This is a genomic window from Enterococcus sp. ZJ1622, from assembly GCF_011038845.1.
In the GTDB taxonomy this organism is placed as follows: Bacteria; Bacillota; Bacilli; order Lactobacillales; family Enterococcaceae; genus Enterococcus_B.
Map to the genome: position 1 here is coordinate 1 of NZ_JAAKDW010000015.1, position 19156 is coordinate 19156.

Sequence of the window (19156 nt, forward strand, 5' to 3'; positions counted from 1 at the left end):
ATATGCGCTTGCGGATTTTTCTAATCAACGGGTTAATCAGCTACACATAAAAAAACATCAAAGCTAGTAACTTTTACTAACTTTGATGTTCATAGATGACCTTATCAGTCCGATTTGACAAAGAGCCCTTTTATTTCGTGTTTCTTCTATTATAATGCTTCTGTATTTCTTTCCTGATCCTGCAATCAATAAAAAAGCTCGGAACAAAGATCCTGAGATCTTCATTCCGAGCTTTTACGTCCGAATAGATGTTGCTTAGTTTTGCTTAATTCAATTAAGCTTTGATTTCTGTAACGACACCGGCACCAACTGTACGTCCGCCTTCACGGATTGAGAATTTAGTACCGTTTTCGATAGCGATTGGGTGGATTAATTCAACTTCCATTGTTACGTTGTCGCCAGGCATAACCATTTCAGTTCCTTCTGGTAATTCAACAACACCTGTTACGTCAGTTGTACGGAAGTAGAATTGTGGACGGTAGTTAGTGAAGAATGGAGTATGACGTCCACCTTCTTCTTTTGTCAACACGTATACTTCTGCAGAGAATTTTGTATGAGGTGTGATTGTACCTGGTTTAGCTAAAACTTGTCCACGTTGGATGTCTTCACGTGCAACACCACGTAGTAAAGCACCAATGTTGTCTCCAGCTTCAGCGTAGTCTAACAATTTACGGAACATTTCAACACCAGTAACTGTTGTTTTTGAAGTTTCTTCAGAAATACCAACAACTTCAACTTCGTCACCAACGCGAACTTGTCCACGTTCAACACGACCTGTAGCAACAGTACCACGACCAGTGATTGAGAATACGTCTTCGACTGGCATCATGAATGGTTTGTCGTTGTCACGTTCTGGAGTTGGGATGTATTCGTCAACTGCAGCCATCAATTCAAGGATTTTTTCTTCGTATGAAGCGTCGCCTTCTAGAGCTTTCAAAGCTGAACCAGCGATTACAGGAACATCGTCACCAGGGAATTCGTATTCTGTTAATAGGTCACGAACTTCCATTTCAACTAATTCTAGTAATTCTTCGTCATCAACCATGTCTACTTTGTTCAAGAATACAACGATGTAAGGAACACCAACTTGACGAGACAATAGGATGTGTTCACGTGTTTGAGGCATAGGGCCATCAGCAGCAGATACTACTAAGATAGCTCCGTCCATTTGAGCAGCACCAGTGATCATGTTTTTAACGTAGTCCGCGTGTCCTGGGCAGTCAACGTGAGCGTAGTGACGTGCGTCTGTTTCATATTCAACGTGAGCAGTTGAGATTGTGATTCCGCGTTCGCGTTCTTCTGGAGCACCATCGATTTGATCGTAAGCCATAGCTTGGCCGCCGTTTTTCTTAGATAGTACAGTTGTGATTGCAGCTGTTAAAGTTGTTTTACCATGGTCAACGTGTCCGATAGTACCAATGTTAACGTGTGGTTTAGAACGGTCAAATTTTTCTTTTGCCATTTTAAAATGTCCTCCTAAAAATACAATATAATTTTTTTATTTGTCTGATAGGTATGTGATATACGAATGTATACCACATGCCCATATCATCGATAATTATTTTACACGAAACTATATTAAAAATATAGTCTCTTTGGATAATCTCTTTACGAGACGATCCGGTTTTAAGAAATTATTCAGCTTTTCCGCCGTTTTTCTTAATGATTTCTTCTTGTACTGATTTTGGTACATCTTCGTAGTGGTCAAATGTCATGGTAAACGTACCGCGACCTTGAGTAGCTGAACGAAGTGTTGTTGCATAACCAAACATTTCAGCAAGTGGAACCATCGCACGAACAACTTGTTGTCCGCCAGCGCGTGCTTCCATACCTTCAACGCGACCACGACGTGCAGTAACATGTCCCATAACATCACCTAGGTAATCTTCAGGGATAACGACTTCAACAGCCATGATTGGTTCAAGGATCACTGGGTTTGCTTTCTTAGCTGCTGCACGCAATGCCATAGAAGCAGCAACACGGAAGGCAGTTTCATTTGAATCGACATCGTGGTATGAACCGTCGTAAAGTTTTGCTTTGATATCAACTAAAGGATATCCAGCTAAGACACCATTTTCCATAGCATCTTTCAAACCAGTTTCAACAGCTGGGATGTATTCACGAGGAACGACCCCACCGACGATCGCATTTTCAAATTCGAAGCCAGCACCTTCTTCGTTTGGTGTGAATTCGATCCATACGTGACCGTATTGACCTTTACCACCAGACTGGCGTACAAACTTACCTTCAGCTTGAGTGCCTGCACGGAAAGTTTCACGATAAGATACTTGAGGCGCACCTACGTTAGCTTCAACTTTGAATTCGCGACGCATACGGTCAACGATGATATCTAAGTGAAGTTCTCCCATACCAGCGATGATTGTTTCGCCTGTTTCCACGTTTGTTTCAGCACGGAAAGTAGGATCTTCTTCAGATAGTTTTTGCAAAGCGATACCCATTTTATCTTGGTCAGCTTTTGATTTAGGTTCAATAGCGACTTGGATAACTGGTTCTGGGAATTCCATTGATTCAAGAATAACTAAATTCTTTTCATCACATAGTGTGTCCCCAGTAGTTGTATCTTTCAAACCAACAGCGGCAGCGATATCTCCAGCATAAACTTCAGAGATTTCTGAACGTGAGTTGGCGTGCATCTGTAAGATACGGCCGACACGTTCACGTTTGCCTTTTGTTGCGTTTTGTACGTATGAACCTGATTTCAAGACACCAGAGTACACACGGAAGAAAGTCAAACGACCTACGAATGGGTCAGTCATAACTTTAAATGCTAAAGCTGAGAAAGGAGCGCTGTCGTCTGCTGGACGTTCTACTTCTTCGTCAGTTTTAGGGTCAATCCCTTTGATAGCTGGGATATCTAATGGTGATGGCAAGTAGTCAAGAACTGCGTCCAATAATAATTGAACCCCTTTGTTCTTGAATGCTGAACCGCAAAGTACTGGGTAGAATTCAACATTGACTGTTGCGCGGCGGATACCTTCTTTTAACTCAGCTTCAGTGATTTCTTCACCTTCTAAGTATTTCAAAGTAAGTTCTTCATCAGTTTCAGCAACAGCTTCTACTAATTTTTCGCGCCATTCTTCAGCTAATTCGCGATATTCTTCAGGAATTTCTGTTTCTTCGATCTCTGTTCCAAGATCGTTCGTATACATTTCAGCCTTCATTGTTACAAGGTCGATAATTCCTGTAAAGTCGTCTTCCGCACCAATTGGCAATTGGATTGGGTGAGCGTTTGCTTGCAGACGGTCATGTAAAGTTGATACTGAATATAAGAAATCAGCACCGATCTTATCCATTTTGTTTGCAAATACGATACGAGGTACACCATAAGTTGTTGCTTGACGCCAAACTGTTTCAGTTTGAGGTTCTACACCTGATTGAGCATCAAGAACAGTTACAGCACCATCAAGTACACGCAATGAACGTTCAACTTCAACAGTGAAGTCTACGTGCCCTGGCGTGTCGATGATGTTGATACGGTGACCCTTCCATTGTGCTGTAGTCGCAGCAGAAGTGATCGTAATACCACGTTCTTGTTCTTGTTCCATCCAGTCCATTTGTGAAGCTCCTTCATGAGTTTCACCAATTTTATGGATTTTACCAGTATAGTACAAGATACGTTCGGTAGCAGTCGTTTTACCAGCATCGATGTGGGCCATGATACCGATATTACGAGTGTTGTGTAAAGAAAATTCTCTGGTCATTCTCCTTGTTTCTCCTCTCTTTACTATCTAGTTGCTAAATATAAGGACGCTATCTGAGGCCGGCTGAAAGCCGACCAAACAGAGAGAATCTTACCAGCGATAGTGAGCAAACGCACGGTTGGCATCAGCCATTTTATGAGTGTCTTCACGTTTTTTAACAGAAGCACCTGTGTTGTTTGCAGCATCCATGATTTCTTTTGCTAAGCGTTCTTCCATTGTGTGTTCACCGCGCAAGCGAGCGTAGTTTACTACCCAACGAAGACCTAAAGTCACACGGCGTTCAGGGCGAACTTCAACTGGTACTTGATAGTTTGAACCCCCAACACGACGTGCTTTAACTTCAAGAACAGGTTGAACGTTTTTCATTGCTTGTTCAAACACTTCTAATGGATCGTTACCTGTAGATTCTTTGATCAAGTCAAAGGCATTATAGATAATGTTAGCTGCAATCCCGCGTTTTCCGTCAACCATCACACGGTTGATCAAGCGAGTTACTAATTTTGAGTTATAAATAGGATCTGGTAAAACATCACGTTTTGCAACAGGACCTTTACGTGGCATCCGTAACTCCTCCTTCCGAAATATTGTTCATAGTAGTTACTTCTATAATATAGAAGTAAAATTCATTTGCTTGAATAATTAAAATTAAGCTTTAGGTTTTTTAGTACCGTATTTAGAACGGCTTTGTTTACGGTCGTTAACACCAGCAGTATCTAGTGCACCACGAACGATGTGGTAACGTACCCCTGGTAAGTCTTTTACACGTCCACCGCGTAATAATACGACACTGTGTTCTTGTAAGTTATGACCAATCCCTGGGATATAAGCAGTAACTTCAATTAAGTTTGACAAACGAACACGTGCATATTTACGTAAAGCTGAGTTCGGTTTTTTAGGTGTCATTGTACCCACACGAGTTGCAACCCCACGTTTTTGAGGTGAGTTTACGTTAGTTTGAGTTTTCTTAAAGCTGTTATATCCTTTGTTCAAAGCAGGTGAATTAGATTTTTCCACCTTTGATTTACGAGGTTTACGTACTAATTGGTTAATTGTAGGCATTCCTTGTTCCTCCTTCCCACGATTTGCGTCTAGTTCCACACATCCAGGTGGTTCTTTTTTTGCGATAAAAAATAAATGCAATGTCTGCATCTTATCAAATATGCTTTGAAAAACAGTCAGCACGTTTCTTCACAGAAACCTGTAGATAAAGCACCTTCGTTAGAATATCACGAATGAAAAAGCATGTCAACCAGTGTTGTGTTTTTTTTGCAAAAACCTGAATTTACCTGGAAAGAAAGGTATCTTTTTTCTGTAAATAACGATAAAATAGCAGGGAAAGCACGGAGCTCAAACTCAAAAAAGTGGAGGCAAAAAATGAATTTAAAACAATTGGCTGGTATTGAAGCGGCAAAATTCGTAGAGGACGGAATGATCGTAGGTCTCGGCACCGGTTCGACTGCTTATTATATGGTAGAAGAAATCGGTCGCCGTATGCGAGAAGAAGGTTTGAAGATCACGGGAGTCACTACTTCCAATGCAACAAAAGAGCAAGCTGAAAAACTTGGCATTCCTTTGAAAAGTATCGACGAAGTACCTGAGGTCGACTTGACGATCGATGGCGCTGATGAAATCAGTGCGGACTTTCAAGGGATCAAAGGCGGTGGCGCAGCACTTCTCTTCGAAAAAATCGTTGCTACTTATTCGAAGAAAACGATCTGGATCGTTGACGAAACAAAACTAGTGAACAAATTAGGAAAGTTCCCTCTTCCTGTAGAAGTCATTCCTTATGGTTCACAACAGCTGCTTCGTCTGTTCGAAGAAAAAGAATTCCAACCTGTCTTGCGCAAAACAGAAGATGGTGAGATCCTCAAAACAGATGGCGGACATTATATCATCGACTTGCATTTAGAAACGATCGAAGAACCAGAAAAACTGGCTACCTACCTGGATCAACTAGTCGGTGTAGTCGAACACGGATTATTCTTGAATCTGGTATCAAAAGTGATCGTCGGTTCCGAATCAGGGACACAGATTTTAGAAACCCCGCATCACAGCTAGACGAAAAAAGGGTCCTTTTTTCACAAAATGAAATAAACAGCTGAAATTTGCGAAAAAACTATCTTTTTTATTCACTTTATGCTACATTCTTACTGTTATATTCAGTTAGAAAATCACTGCTAGAAAGGAATCACCATGAAAATTATTGGTTATGCACGCACAACCATAAATGATGTTGATTTAACAACTCAGGTTGAACAATTATCTGCCTTTGGTTGTCAAGAAATTTACCATGAGACATATGAAGTAAAAGATACTGGTTCTGCCACGATCGAACTGGAAACAGTTATCGGAAACATGCAGCAAGGCGACGCGCTTGTTGTCTGCCAACTTCATCGCTTAGGCAAATCCACACGGCAATTAACAGAACTTACGCAATTATTCAAAGACCGCGGGCTGCATTTAGTTAGCATTGATGAAGGAATCGATACCCGCGAAATGGGCAAAATCTATTTCCAACTAATGGAAGGTCTGGCGAACATGGAATGTGCCTTGATCAAGGAACGGACATTGGTCGGACTAGATGAAGCTCGTAAAAAGGGGAAGATCGGCGGTCGACCAAAAATCGATGCCAAGACCATCAAAAAAATCCGACGTCTCTATTATGAGAAAAAAGAAACGATCCAATTTATTTCTTCCAAATGTGGTGTTTCAGTCGGGACCTGTTATAAATATATCAATTTACCTGAAAAAGATATCGAGCAATTATGTATCTGATTCCAAAAAAACGAACGGCCTGCAAGTGCTGTTCGTTTTTTTATTCCTCTCACTCTTGCACTCACAGAATCTTATCCAAATTTTCGATGGAAATCTCCTTCAAAAAATTGTACAATAAAGCAGAACTGAAAATTTCAGAAATTCAACTTATCTTAAAGGAGAGCTAAACATGCCAAAATTAGTTTTTTCTCGTCACGGTCTTAGTGAATGGAACGCATTGAACCAATTTACTGGTTGGGCGGACGTTAACTTAGCACCAGAAGGAATCGAAGAAGCAAAAGAAGGCGGACGCAAAATCAAAGAAGCTGGAATCGAATTTGATGTTGCCTACACTTCTGTTTTAACACGTGCAATCAAAACATGTAACCTGATTTTAGAATACTCAGACCAACTTTGGGTACCACAAATCAAATCATGGCGCTTGAACGAACGTCACTACGGTAAATTGCAAGGCTTGAACAAAAAAGAAACTGCTGAAAAATACGGCGACGAACAAGTACACATCTGGCGTCGTTCATACGACACTCTTCCTCCATTGATGGACGAAAGTGACGAAGGTTCTGCAGCAAACGATCGTCGTTATGCAATGTTAGACAAACGCGATATCCCTGGTGGCGAAAACTTAAAAGTTACTTTGGAACGCGCTTTGCCATTCTGGCAAGATGAAATTGCTCCTGCACTACTAGACAACAAAACTGTTCTAGTTGCTGCACACGGTAACTCATTACGTGCATTAGCAAAACATATCGAAGGCATCTCTGATGACGATATCATGGATCTTGAAATCCCAACAGGTCAACCACTTGTTTATGAATTAAACGATGATTTGACAGTTGCTAAAAAATACTATCTATAATAAGCACCATAAAAAAGGAACCGCAAGGAACAGCTTCAAGCTGTTCCTTGCGGTTCCTTTTTGCTTTTATTATTCAGCGATAGCTGTTTCCAAGCCGACCTCGATCATTTCATTGAATGTCGACTGCCGTTCCTCTGCGGTCGTTTCTTCTCCTGTGATCAGATGATCACTGACTGTCATGATGCCCAGTGTTTGTACCTGATATTTCGCACCTAGATAATATAGAGCCGCAGCTTCCATCTCAACACCTAAGACACCTAGATCTGCCAGCTTGAATGTTTCTGTCAGATCATCTTTATAAAAAGAGTCTTCGGAAAGAACATTTCCCACATGGGTCGTGTATCCTTTTTCCTTTGCGATTTCGTAGGCTTTCAGCAACAAATCAAAATCACTGATTGGCGGAAAATGGAAGGTCTGGAAATTCTTTTCGATCATCGAAGAACTAGTCGCTGCACCTTGGGCAAGGACCAGATCCCGAACATGGACATCCTTTGACAATGCTCCGCATGTCCCTACACGAATCAATTTTTTCACGCCATAAGATTGGATCAACTCATGCGCATAGATCGTTGCAGACGGCATCCCCATTCCGGTCCCTTGTACAGATACTCTCACACCTTTGTACTCACCTGTGAATCCCAGCATCCCTCTTACTTGATTGTAACAGACAGGATTTTCCAAAAAAGTTTCAGCAATATATTTTGCACGTAGCGGATCTCCTGGAAGTAAAATCTTGTCAGCAATCTCTCCTTGCTTTGCTTCAATATGCACACTCATCTATGTTTTCTCCTCCTCTTGACGTTATAATAATGTCAACGTTTCTTTGATTAACGATTTGAACGACTGCTTGACGCGCTGTGTCGTCTCTACGACTTCTTCATGGTTCAAGTTTGCCTGCATCCCCGCAGCCAGATTGGTGATGCAAGAAATCCCAAGTACTTTCAATCCGCTATGAGCGGCGACGATCACTTCAGGAACAGTCGACATCCCTACTGCATCAGCCCCCATCATTCGTGACATACGGATCTCAGCCGGTGTTTCATACGTAGGCCCAGAATAGCCCATGTACACACCTTCTTTAAGTGCTAAGCCTAATTTTTCAGCTGCATCTTTTGCTGCCTGACAGTAAGTTTTTGAATAGGCTTGACTCATATCAGGGAAACGAGGGCCCATGTCCTCTTCATTTGGTCCGATCAAAGGGTTTGTGCCAGTAAAATTGATATGGTCCGTGATCAGCATCAAATCCCCTGGAGCAAATGACTCATTCACTCCGCCACTTGCATTCGTCACGATGACAGAATGAGCGCCCAAAGCTGCCATCAAACGAACTGGATAAGTGACTGTCTGCATGGAATAGCCTTCATAATAATGGAAGCGCCCCTGCATCGCTAATACTTTTTTACCTGACAATGTGCCGTATACTAGCTGTCCTGCATGCCCTGCGACTGTTGATGTCGGGAAAAAGGGAATCTTGTCATAAGAAATGGTTTTTGCGTCTGTGATTTCATCTGCCAGTTCACCTAGACCTGATCCTAGAATCAGACCGAACTCGATTTCTTTTACTCCCTGGTCAAGAATAAACTGGGTTGTTTCTTTTAACATCTCGTTTAACTTGGTCATTTGCTTTCTCCTGTCCACCCTATTTATTTTAATAATTTCAAGAAGCTTTCGCCATTTTCAGTTGCGGATACCCCGAAGTTCTCAGCGATCGTTGCAGCAATATCCGAATAGTATCCTTGTGGCAATGATCCCTGTTCTTTCATTTTTTTACTGTAAACCAGCAATGGGACATATTCCCGTGTGTGATCTGTACCAGTGAAAGTTGGGTCATTCCCATGGTCCGCTGTGATCATCAGAAGATCGTCATCTGCCATAGCTTCAAGCAGTTCCGGGATTCTCAAATCAAACTCTTCGATCGCATGAGCGTAACCGACCACATCACGACGATGACCGTACAAAGCATCAAAGTCTACTAGATTGGTAAAACTGATCCCGTCGAATTCTCTTTTCATCACATTCAGCAGCTGATCGACACCATCCATATTGCTCTTGGTGCGAACAGAATCAGTGATCCCTTGCCCATTGAAGATATCATTGATCTTCCCAACAGCGATCACATCTTTCCCAGCTTCTTTCAGTGAATCAAGAACCGTATGACCAAAAGGATCGAGCGCATAATCATGTCGATTGCTTGTTCGTGTGAAGTTTCCTGGTTCACCAAGATAAGGACGTGCAATGATTCGTCCGATCATATACGGGTCATCTTTCGTGATATCACGGACAAACTGGCAAATCCGGTACAATTCATCTAAAGGAATAATTTCTTCATGAGCTGCGATCTGCAAGACTGGGTCTGCAGAAGTGTAAACGATCAGATCGCCGGTTTTCATCTGATGTTCACCATAATCATCGATAACAGCGGTTCCACTATAAGGTTTGTTGCATACGACTTTTCTGCCGGAGAATTCCTCGATTTTTTGGATCAGTTCTTCTGGGAACCCGTTTGGAAACACACGAAACGGTGTTTTGATATTCAATCCCATGATTTCCCAGTGCCCAGTCATCGTATCTTTTCCTACAGAGACTTCTTCTAATTTTGTCGCATAACCTTGATGATCTTCTACTGCTTCTACCCCGTCTAGCGGACGGATCGTTCCCAAACCAAGTTGTTCCAAGTGCGGAATGGTCAACCCAGCTTCTTTCGCGATGTGCCCTAATGTATCAGACCCTGTATCGCCAAATTTTTCAGCATCTGGTGCTTCCCCAATCCCTACTGAATCCATAACGATCAGATGTACGCGTTTAAACATGATTATTCCTTCTTTCTTTTATTTTGTCTTACCTTTAAAACAAAAAGGGCGAGACGAAAAACACTTCCCGTAACCCACCCCTTTTATTCACTAAAAAGATTATTTTGATTTGATATAATTCTTCCCGTTTGCCTTTGGTCCTGATGCTTTTCCTAAGAAAGCAACCAATACGATGATCGTCAGCAAATAAGGAGCGATCTGCAGCAGCACCGGCGGAATCGAAGAAATGACCGGAAGCTGTGCGCCGATGATACTCAAACTTTGTGCGAACCCGAAAAACAAAGATGCGCCCATTGCGCCTAAAGGATTCCATTTACCGAAAATCATTGCAGCCATAGAGATGAACCCTTGCCCAACGATCGTTCCAGCTGAGAAGTTTCCTGAAATCGACTGTGCGAAGACTGCTCCACCCATTCCGCCGAGCAATCCGGAAATCAGAACACCGGAATAACGCATCGCATAGACATTAATCCCAAGCGTGTCTGCTGCTTGAGGATTTTCCCCTACTGAACGCAGACGCAACCCGAATTTTGTTTTAAAAATGATCACCCACGCTAAAATCGCGATCAGGATCGCACAATAAGCAGGTAAAAAAGTATTCTTAAAGAAAATCTGTCCAATCACCGGAATATCTGATAGTCCGGGGAAGGAGAAATATCCTAAGTTGTTTACGATGTTGTCTGTTTGTCCTTTTCCGTACCAAGCTTTGATCAAGAACACACCTAGCGCTGGCGCCATCAGATTGATCACTGTCCCGCTGATGATATGATCTGCACGAAGACTGACAGTCGCCACAGCGTGAATCAGCGAGAACAAGATCCCAACGACTCCGCCGACTAAGATCGCGATCCAAGGCGTCATTGCGCCAAGGGAAGGACTCATTGTCAAGTTGAATACGATCGAGCTGAATGCCCCCATCACCATGATACCTTCTAATCCGACGTTTACGATCCCGCTTCGCTCAGAGAAAGTCCCGCCTAGCGATGTCAGGATCAGTGGTGTCGAGTAAACAAGGGTCGAACTCACGATCAAAGCGATTAATTCTACAGTTGACATCACAGCTCACCTCCTTCATGACTTTGATTGGTTGGTTTTGCTTCGATAGTAGTAACGATTTCTTCTTGTTTTTTCCCTTGGAAGAACTTCGCCATGATAAAGCGGATCAGGAAGTTGATCCCTACGAAGAAAATGATCAAGGCAATCGATACATTGACGATCTCAAATGGGATACCTGCACCAGTTTGCATGCCAAGTCCGCCGATTTTCAAGATACTGAACAAGATAGCGGATAAAAGAATCCCGATCGCTGAACCAGAACCAAGTAGAGATACCGCCATTCCATCAAAACCGATCGATAATGAAGTCGTCTGGACGAAGAAATTCTGATACGTGCCCAATCCTTCGACAACACCACCCAGACCAGCTAAAGCACCTGAGATGACCATCGACAAGACAATCGTTCGTTTACTACTCATCCCTGCATATTCAGAAGCAAAAGGATTCAACCCAACTGAACGGATCTCAAATCCTAATGTCGTTTTCTTCATCAATAACCAGACAAGAATCAATGCGATAATTGCTAAGAACAATCCGGCATTCACCCGAGAACCGCCAAATGCCTGCGTCAGCCATGGGATTCGAAGAGATGCGTTAGGACTGATCAAGTTTGAAGAATCCAAGCTTGAACGGTAACTTTCCGGCATCATTTCATGCAGCCCGAACGTACTTAAGTAAAGCAAGATGTAGTTCATCATGATAGTCACGATTACTTCACTCGTTCCAAAGAATGCCCGTAGCAAACCTGGAACAGCAGCTGCCATTGCACCAGCTAAGGAGCCTAAAATCACACACAACGGCAATAAAACGAATTTTGGCAGATCCGGAAAAGCAAGTGCTACCCAGACACTGACGATCCAGCCACAAAGCGCTTGTCCAGAAAGCCCGATATTGAAAAATCCGGCTGAGTTTGCCACAGAAAATCCTAAAGCTGTAAAAATAAGCGGTGTCGCCTGTCTCAATGTTTCGCCGATCCCTCTTTGTGAGCCAAGTGCAGCGTCCAACATAGAAGAATAACCTTGAAGCGGCTGATACCCAAAGGCTGCCATCAAAATCGCGCCTAAAACCAATCCTAAGACAACTGAGAAAATAGGCACCAGCAGATTGCGGAATTTTTCACTGCGATCATTCATTTGTGCCACCCGCCTTTTCTAATTCTCTTCTCGCTTCTTCTAAGGAATACCCTGCCATCAGCAGTCCTAATTCATTCTCAGAAGTCTCTTTCGGATGAACGATCCCAACGATCTCTCCCTCATGGATAACCGCGATACGGTCAGAGACATTCAAGATTTCTTCTAATTCAAAGCTGACCAGTAATACTGCTTTATACTTGTCTCTTTGCTCGATCAACCGTTTATGGATAAATTCGATCGCACCAACATCAAGTCCGCGTGTCGGATTTGCCACGATCAGCAGATCCGGATCACGATCGACTTCTCGTGCAATGATCGCTTTTTGCTGATTTCCTCCTGATAATGCTTTTGCTGGAGCCAGCTCGTTGGTCGTACGCACGTCATATTCACTGATCAGTTCTCTTGCATGTTCATTCATCACTGAATAGTTGAGCATCCCGTTTCTACTGTAAGGTTTTTGGTGATATGTCTGTAATGCGATATTCTCAGATAAAGTCATGTCTAGGACAAGACCGTATTTGTGACGATCTTCTGGCACATGCCCGACCCCAGACTCTGTGATCCTTCGAGGTTTTTTATTAGTGATGTCTTCGCCTTTCAGCTTGATTTTCCCGCTTTCTGCTTTTCGCAAACCAGTCAGGGCTTGGATCAACTCGGATTGTCCATTGCCATCGATTCCAGCGATCCCTAGCACTTCCCCTGCACGAACTTCCAAGCTCAAATGCTTCACAGCTTCTAATCCTCGGTTCTCCTTCACGACAAGGTCTTCGATGGATAAAACAACTTCTTGCGGTTTTGCTTCTTTTTTCATTGTTTTGAACGAAACCGTACGTCCTACCATCATGTCGGCTAACTGCTGAGAGGTAACGTCTTTGACATTCACTGTCCCGATCCCTTTTCCTCGGCGGATCACCGTACAACGATCAGCTACTGCTTTGATTTCATCTAACTTATGCGTGATCAGGATGATCGATTTTCCTTCTTTGACCAATTCTTTCATGATCACGATCAGTTCATCGATTTCCTGAGGTGTCAGCACAGCTGTCGGTTCATCAAAAATCAGTACATCTGCTCCACGGTAAAGTGTTTTTAAGATTTCGACCCGTTGTTCCATCCCCACAGAAATATCTCGAACATAAGCATCTGGGTTGACGGATAAACCGTACTGCTCAGAAACCTTTATGATCTCTTCCCGCGCTTTTTTATGATCGATCATTCCGGCACGACTCGGCTCGCTTCCCAATACGATGTTTTCTGTTACCGTAAAAGCATCAACAAGCATAAAATGCTGGTGAACCATTCCGATTCCTAGCTGGTTCGCCTTTGTCGGACTTGTGATCTGGACTTCTTTCCCCCGCATCAAAATTTTTCCTGACGTTGGCTCTAAAAGACCGGAGAGCACATTCATCAATGTTGATTTGCCAGCACCGTTTTCTCCAAGCAATGCGTGGATCTCCCCCGCCTTTACTTGTAAATTGATGTTGTCATTTGCTTTGAATGTCCCAAACTGCTTGGTAATATTCTGCATTTCTATGACAATATTTTCTTGAACCACCTTTTTCACATCCTAACGATTTCTATCTAGGGCAACGATTGACTAAGAATCCCGCTTGTTCAACAGTCTTCTTCATTTGAAGCAAATTACTTCAGGGAGTTGCTCCCTTATCCAAACCGGTAAACTTACCGACTTGGATAAAACAGCAACACCTCGCGGATAATTGAACCATAGCCTTGTCAAACAGCTGTCCAACAAGGCTATAGAATTGGTTTTATTATTTTTCAGGTGCTTCTGGGACTTTTACGTCTCCTGAAATGATTTTTTCTTTTGCGTCTTCTACTGCTTTTTCTGCTTTTTCAGATAGCTGGCCTTTTGTCAGACCCACACCGTCTTCTTTCAGACCGTAAACAGTATGCTCACCGCCAGGGAATTTGCCGTCAGCTGATTTTTGCGCCAAATCTTCTACGACAGTTCCTACACCCTTAGTTGTAGAGGTCAAAGTGAAGTTTTTCTTTTCGCCGTTCAATGTGTATTCGCCTTCGTCTGATTGGTCACGGTCAACACCGATCACCCAAACTTTTTTGTCGCCTGATTCGTTCAATGATTTTGCTTCTTGGAAGACACCATTACCTGTACCACCTGATGCATGGAAGATGATGTCAGCATTTTGTGCGTACATTCCTTGTGCGATCGAACGGCCTTTGTCAGGTGCTGAGAAGTCGCCGGCATATTGGTTCAGTACTTTGATGTCTTTTCCTAATTCTTTTGCCCCTGCTTCGACACCAGCTGTGAATCCAGCGTCAAAACGATCGATTACTTCACCTTTCACGCCGCCGATGAATCCAACAACGTTTGTCTCAGTTGTGTACGCTGCTGCGATCCCTGCAAGGTAAGAAGCTTCATTGTCTTTAAATGTAGCAGATACTACATTGTCCAAGCCATCGATCACATCATCGATGATAACGAAGTTCGTACCTGTATTGTTTGTTGCCTGTTCTTGGATCGCTGGTTTTAATTTATACCCTACACCGAAAATCGTCTTGAAACCTGCGTTCAAAGCTTGGTCGATATTCGGGATATAGTCGGATTCATTTGAAGACTGGAAGTACTGGAATCCATCGTTGCCTCGTGAAAGTCCTTGATCTTTCCCCCATTTTTGTAATCCTTCCCAAGCTGACTGGTTGAATGAACGGTCATCTACGCCGCCTGTATCTGTGATCAATGCTGCGGTAGCTGTTTCTGATGCGCTTTTGCCTCCAGATGAATCAGTTGAACCGTTATTGCCGCATGCACCTAAAAATAACCCTGCTGCTAATGCGACAGTACCTAAACCAAATAATTTTGCTTTTTTCATTTCTGTAAAGCCTCCTAAGTGAATTGTTTTATTTTTCAACAGTCAGCTGACTGAATGAACGTGAGTTATAGATCTTTATCTGTAAAAGCGTAAGGCAATAGTCCGCTAACGGTCGTTTCTTTGGTTACGCCATCTTCTCCAACCAGAGTAACTGGCATATCCGGCGCACAAAACTCTGCCATGACTTGTCGGCATGCCCCGCAAGGAGAAATCGGTTCTGGCGTGTGCCCTGCTACAACTAAATGAGTAAATGTCCGCTCGCCTTCTGATACAGCTTTGAAGAAAGCTGTTCGTTCTGCACAATTCGTCAATCCGAATGAAGCATTTTCGATGTTGATCCCTTGATAGGTTTTCCCGGATTCTGTCACTAAACAGGCACCGACTGGAAAATTCGAATAAGGAACATAGGCTTTATCCAGCGCTTCGACGGCTGTGTCGATCCATTCTTGTTTGATTTCTGACATCTTTTCCCCTTCAATCCTCTACTACTTTATTTCGCAGTTTTAATTAATAGCTTTCGCCAGTTGAACCAGACATGATCGCCACACCTGCACTAGTACCGATCCTTGTCGCTCCTGCTTCGACCATCGCAAGGGCTTCTTCTTCGTTATGGATACCGCCTGATGCTTTCACACCCATTTCTGGTCCTACTGTTTCACGCATCAAACGAACATCTTCCACTTTTGCTCCTCCTGTAGAAAAACCAGTAGAAGTCTTGACGAAATCTGCACCTGCTGCTTTGGCTAGTTCACATGCTCTGATGATCTCTTCTCTGTCCAGTAAAGCTGTTTCGATGATTACTTTGACTAACGCGCGGTCTTTTGCTGCTTCGACCACTGCTTCGATATCTTTTTGGACTTTCTGATCCTCTTTTGACTTCAATGCGCCGATATTGATGACCATATCGACCTCATCTGCGCCGTTTTCGATGGCATTCCTTGTTTCAAATGCTTTTGTTTCAGAAGTGTTCGCCCCTAAAGGAAAACCGATCACGGTGCAAACGGCTACTGGTTCGCCTTGCAAGTTTTCCTTTGCTAAAGCTACCCATGCCGGATTGATGCAGACAGAGTAAAAATGATATTTCTTTGCTTCCTCGATAATACGCATCACGTCTTCTTTCGAAGCATCTGCCTTTAAGATTGTATGGTCGATCATTCGATTCAGTTCCATTGTTTCTCCCCTTTTCTCTATTAGATGAGATGCGGTATGATCCGCTATTTTCATTTATTCAGTGATGATATCGTGGATCAACGTCGGTTTTACTGCTGAATCACTGATCTCGATATTTTTATATAACAATTCGACCACGTCAGAGATCGCTTCTTCATTACTGTAGATCGTAAGCAATGATTCGCCTTGCTGTACTGAATCACCGATTTTTTTATGCAGCTTCAATCCAACAGCATGATCGATGTCATCTTCTTTTGTCTTGCGTCCTGCGCCTAGCATCATCGCTGCGATCCCTAATTCATTCGCAACGATCTTTGAGACGATGCCGCTTTGTTTCGCCGGTAATTCGACGACATAACGTGCTGTCAGTATGCGCTCTGGATGATCGACGATACTTGCGTCTCCACCTTGGTTTTGGATCATTTCCTTGAATTTTGCTAACGCTTTACCGCTCGTCAGTGCTTCTTCCAGCAAGCCACGTGCCTGATCCACTGTTTCTGCTTTGCCCGCTAGTACGACCATTTGACTTCCCAAGGCATAACACATTTCTACGAGGTCTTCCGGACCCTTCCCTTGGAGCGTCTCGATAGCTTCCACTACTTCCAGGCTGTTCCCGATGGCTTCGCCTAAAGGTTCGGACATGTCGGAGATCACAGCGACAGTTTGGCGGTTGGCTAGTTTTCCGATACTTGTCATCGTTTTTGCCAGACGTCTTGCGTCTTCGATGTTTTTCATAAATGCACCGTCACCAGTCGTTACATCTAAAACGATCGCATCTGCGCCAGCAGCGATTTTTTTGCTCATGATCGAGCTTGCGATCAGCGGGATCGAATCGACAGTCGCTGTCACATCGCGTAAAGCGTATAATTTTTTATCTGCTGGTGCTAGATTTCCGGACTGTCCGATGACTGCGACCTTGCTTTCGTTGACGATCCGTACGAATTCCTCATCTGAAAGCTCGATCTGAAAACCCGGAATCGCTTCTAATTTGTCCAACGTACCGCCTGTATAACCTAATCCGCGTCCAGACATCTTCGCTACTGTTACTCCAACACTCGCAACTAGTGGCGCTAAAATCAATGTAGTCGTGTCCCCCACACCGCCAGTCGAGTGTTTGTCGACTTTGATACCGTCAAACGAACTCAAATCGATCACATCTCCGGAATTAGCAATCGACAAGGTCAAATCTGTAATTTCTTCATTTGTCATATCTTGATAGAAGATCGTCATCAATAATGCACTGATTTGATAATCAGGAATTGTACCATTTGTATAATTGTTGATAATATACTCGATTTCTTCTTTCGATAGTGCCTGTCCATCCCTTTTTTTCTCAATCAGATCTACCATTCGCATTGCTTGATCCTCCTCGTCTTCATTCGGTATTATACATGATTTCTGTGAAAGGTAAACCACTTTAGTAAACTGGTTTACTAAAAACTCAAAAAGCACTAACCCGCCATTGTAAACACTTACATAAGCAATATAACGCCGAGTTAGTCCTTTGTCAATACTTTTACGCTCTCACGAATAATTAATTTTGTTTCGAACACTTTGTTCGGAACTTTTCTTTGAGGAAATTCGATCGTGTCGATGAGGAAACGGGCGGCATAAAATCCGATATCGAAACTTGGCTGCTGCACCGTTGTCAGCTGCGGAATCATGTATTCCGATAATTTCAATCCATCGAACCCGATCACGGAAATATCTTCCGGGATCTTTTTGCCTAATTCATCGATCGCCTGGTAACAGCCGATCGCCATTGCATCATTTCCACAGAAAATAGCCGTGATATCTTTATGCTTCAACAATTTTTTTGACGCATTGTACCCGCCTTGCACCGTGAGCTCTCCATGTTCGACATACCGGCCATTGAACGGCAGTCCATGATCTTTCAATGCATGCCGGTAACCATTGAAACGCTCTTCCAACTGATAGTAGCCCGTCGTTTCTTTCAACATACCGATTTTTGTATGGCCACTTTCGATAAATAGCGAAACAGCCTGGTAGGCGCCTTCATACTCTTTGACAAGCAATCGGCCGTTGTCACGCTGGTTCAATCCGCGATCGATCAAGATGATCGGCATGTTTTGGTAAAAACTGCTGTCCAATGCGTACTTATCAGGTAAGACATTCGGTGTTGCCAATAAAATCCCGTCAACGGACCGATGCGAAAGCTCCTGCAGATATTTGATCTCATTTTCTTGATTATGGCGGGAATTGCAAAGCATGATCACGTACCCCAAAGGATTCAGATAGCTTTCGACTCCCTCGATCAATTTAGAGAAGAAAAAATCAGTGACATCGGGAACGATCATGCCGATGGTTTTAGAATGTCTATTGATGACATTGGATGCAAAATAATCAGGCTTATAATGATGTTCATTCACGATAGACAGAACCTTTTTCCGTGTTTTATCACTGAAACGGCTCCCTTTGTTATTCAAAATCTGAGAAACAGTTGTGACTGAGACTCCTGCCATCTCCGCAATATCTCTGATCGTCAGCTTCATCTTTTCAGCTCCTTTGTCCTAAATTCCCTCTCAGTGTACCAAAACCCTTTCAAAAAGAATAGACCAAAAAAAGAAAGAGAAATTTCACGAAAACAATTCTCTATCGTACAAAAACAGGTCAAAAACCTAATGAGAGCCAACCTTTAGACATCTCTCTCCTGGAAAACACCAAGATTATAAAATAACTATAAAAATATAGAGAATTTCGTTTTGGGTATTTCCTGATTTTTTTCATTTGACGATTATGAGTCCATATCCTACAGTTTTTA

At 42.9% G+C, this 19156-nt stretch carries 18 protein-coding genes; 3 read left to right on the plus strand and 15 right to left on the minus strand.

Annotation, left to right across the window (positions count from 1 at the left end; translation table 11 throughout):
* Positions 1 to 274: 274 nt before the first annotated feature.
* The 4 genes from tuf to rpsL form a co-directional block, all read right to left on the minus strand.
* Entirely contained in the window at positions 275 to 1462 is a 1188-nt protein-coding gene (gene tuf, locus G7Y42_RS12545) for an elongation factor Tu (RefSeq protein WP_165006375.1), read from the minus strand.
* A gap of 172 nt (positions 1463 to 1634) precedes the next feature.
* Positions 1635 to 3722: an elongation factor G gene (fusA, locus tag G7Y42_RS12550; protein WP_165006382.1), complete on the minus strand. Its 2088-nt coding sequence runs from the start codon at positions 3720 to 3722 to the stop codon at positions 1635 to 1637.
* Between the two features lie 90 nt (positions 3723 to 3812).
* Positions 3813 to 4283: a 30S ribosomal protein S7 gene (rpsG, locus tag G7Y42_RS12555; RefSeq protein WP_002290440.1), complete on the minus strand. Its 471-nt coding sequence runs from the start codon at positions 4281 to 4283 to the stop codon at positions 3813 to 3815.
* 84 nt (positions 4284 to 4367) lie between these two features.
* On the minus strand, positions 4368 to 4781 hold the full coding sequence (gene rpsL / locus G7Y42_RS12560; protein ID WP_002294318.1) for a 30S ribosomal protein S12: 414 nt from the start codon (positions 4779 to 4781) through the stop codon (positions 4368 to 4370).
* Between the two features lie 315 nt (positions 4782 to 5096).
* Here rpsL and rpiA point away from each other — a divergent pair, with 315 nt between their 5' ends.
* The 3 genes from rpiA to gpmA all read left to right on the plus strand — a co-directional run bounded on the left by rpiA (position 5097) and on the right by gpmA (position 7353).
* Positions 5097 to 5780: a ribose-5-phosphate isomerase RpiA gene (gene rpiA / locus G7Y42_RS12565; RefSeq protein ID WP_165006389.1), complete on the plus strand. Its 684-nt coding sequence runs from the start codon at positions 5097 to 5099 to the stop codon at positions 5778 to 5780.
* Between the two features lie 135 nt (positions 5781 to 5915).
* The gene (locus G7Y42_RS12570; RefSeq protein ID WP_165006394.1) at positions 5916 to 6497 is read left to right on the plus strand and encodes a recombinase family protein; all 582 of its coding nucleotides are present in this window, start codon (positions 5916 to 5918) and stop codon (positions 6495 to 6497) included.
* A 169-nt stretch (positions 6498 to 6666) separates the two neighbouring features.
* Positions 6667 to 7353 (plus strand): 2,3-diphosphoglycerate-dependent phosphoglycerate mutase, encoded by a 687-nt coding sequence (gene gpmA, locus G7Y42_RS12575; RefSeq protein WP_165006399.1) that lies wholly within the window; start codon positions 6667 to 6669, stop codon positions 7351 to 7353.
* Positions 7354 to 7422: 69 nt separating this feature from the next.
* Here the strand turns inward: gpmA and deoD are convergent, their stop codons facing one another.
* The 11 genes from deoD to G7Y42_RS12630 all read right to left on the minus strand — a co-directional run bounded on the left by deoD (position 7423) and on the right by G7Y42_RS12630 (position 18887).
* Positions 7423 to 8130, minus strand: a complete 708-nt coding sequence (gene deoD, locus G7Y42_RS12580; RefSeq protein ID WP_165006404.1) for a purine-nucleoside phosphorylase — start codon at positions 8128 to 8130, stop codon at positions 7423 to 7425.
* Positions 8131 to 8154: 24 nt separating this feature from the next.
* Positions 8155 to 8973: a purine-nucleoside phosphorylase gene (locus G7Y42_RS12585; RefSeq protein ID WP_165006410.1), complete on the minus strand. Its 819-nt coding sequence runs from the start codon at positions 8971 to 8973 to the stop codon at positions 8155 to 8157.
* Positions 8974 to 8996: 23 nt separating this feature from the next.
* A complete protein-coding gene (gene deoB / locus G7Y42_RS12590) occupies positions 8997 to 10163 on the minus strand; it encodes a phosphopentomutase (RefSeq protein ID WP_165006415.1) in 1167 nt (388 codons plus the stop codon).
* A gap of 99 nt (positions 10164 to 10262) precedes the next feature.
* Positions 10263 to 11219 carry an ABC transporter permease gene (locus G7Y42_RS12595; protein WP_165006419.1) on the minus strand — a complete coding sequence of 319 codons (957 nt, stop codon included), beginning with the start codon at positions 11217 to 11219 and terminating at the stop codon, positions 10263 to 10265.
* Complete coding sequence (locus tag G7Y42_RS12600; protein ID WP_165006424.1) at positions 11219 to 12352, minus strand: ABC transporter permease; 1134 nt, start codon at positions 12350 to 12352, stop codon at positions 11219 to 11221. The genes G7Y42_RS12595 and G7Y42_RS12600 overlap by 1 nt, the downstream gene beginning before the upstream one ends.
* The gene (locus G7Y42_RS12605) at positions 12345 to 13907 is read right to left on the minus strand and encodes an ABC transporter ATP-binding protein (protein ID WP_165006427.1); all 1563 of its coding nucleotides are present in this window, start codon (positions 13905 to 13907) and stop codon (positions 12345 to 12347) included. Before G7Y42_RS12605 ends, G7Y42_RS12600 begins: the two co-directional genes overlap by 8 nt.
* A 217-nt stretch (positions 13908 to 14124) precedes the next feature.
* The gene (locus G7Y42_RS12610; protein ID WP_165006430.1) at positions 14125 to 15204 is read right to left on the minus strand and encodes a BMP family protein; all 1080 of its coding nucleotides are present in this window, start codon (positions 15202 to 15204) and stop codon (positions 14125 to 14127) included.
* 65 nt (positions 15205 to 15269) lie between these two features.
* Complete coding sequence (locus G7Y42_RS12615) at positions 15270 to 15668, minus strand: cytidine deaminase (RefSeq protein WP_165006433.1); 399 nt, start codon at positions 15666 to 15668, stop codon at positions 15270 to 15272.
* A 43-nt stretch (positions 15669 to 15711) separates the two neighbouring features.
* Positions 15712 to 16374 (minus strand): deoxyribose-phosphate aldolase, encoded by a 663-nt coding sequence (deoC, locus tag G7Y42_RS12620; protein WP_165006436.1) that lies wholly within the window; start codon positions 16372 to 16374, stop codon positions 15712 to 15714.
* Positions 16375 to 16428: 54 nt separating this feature from the next.
* Positions 16429 to 17730: a pyrimidine-nucleoside phosphorylase gene (locus G7Y42_RS12625; RefSeq protein ID WP_165006439.1), complete on the minus strand. Its 1302-nt coding sequence runs from the start codon at positions 17728 to 17730 to the stop codon at positions 16429 to 16431.
* Between the two features lie 140 nt (positions 17731 to 17870).
* Positions 17871 to 18887, minus strand: coding sequence for a substrate-binding domain-containing protein (locus G7Y42_RS12630; protein ID WP_165006442.1), 1017 nt, complete (start codon positions 18885 to 18887; stop codon positions 17871 to 17873).
* Positions 18888 to 19156: the final 269 nt, after the last annotated feature.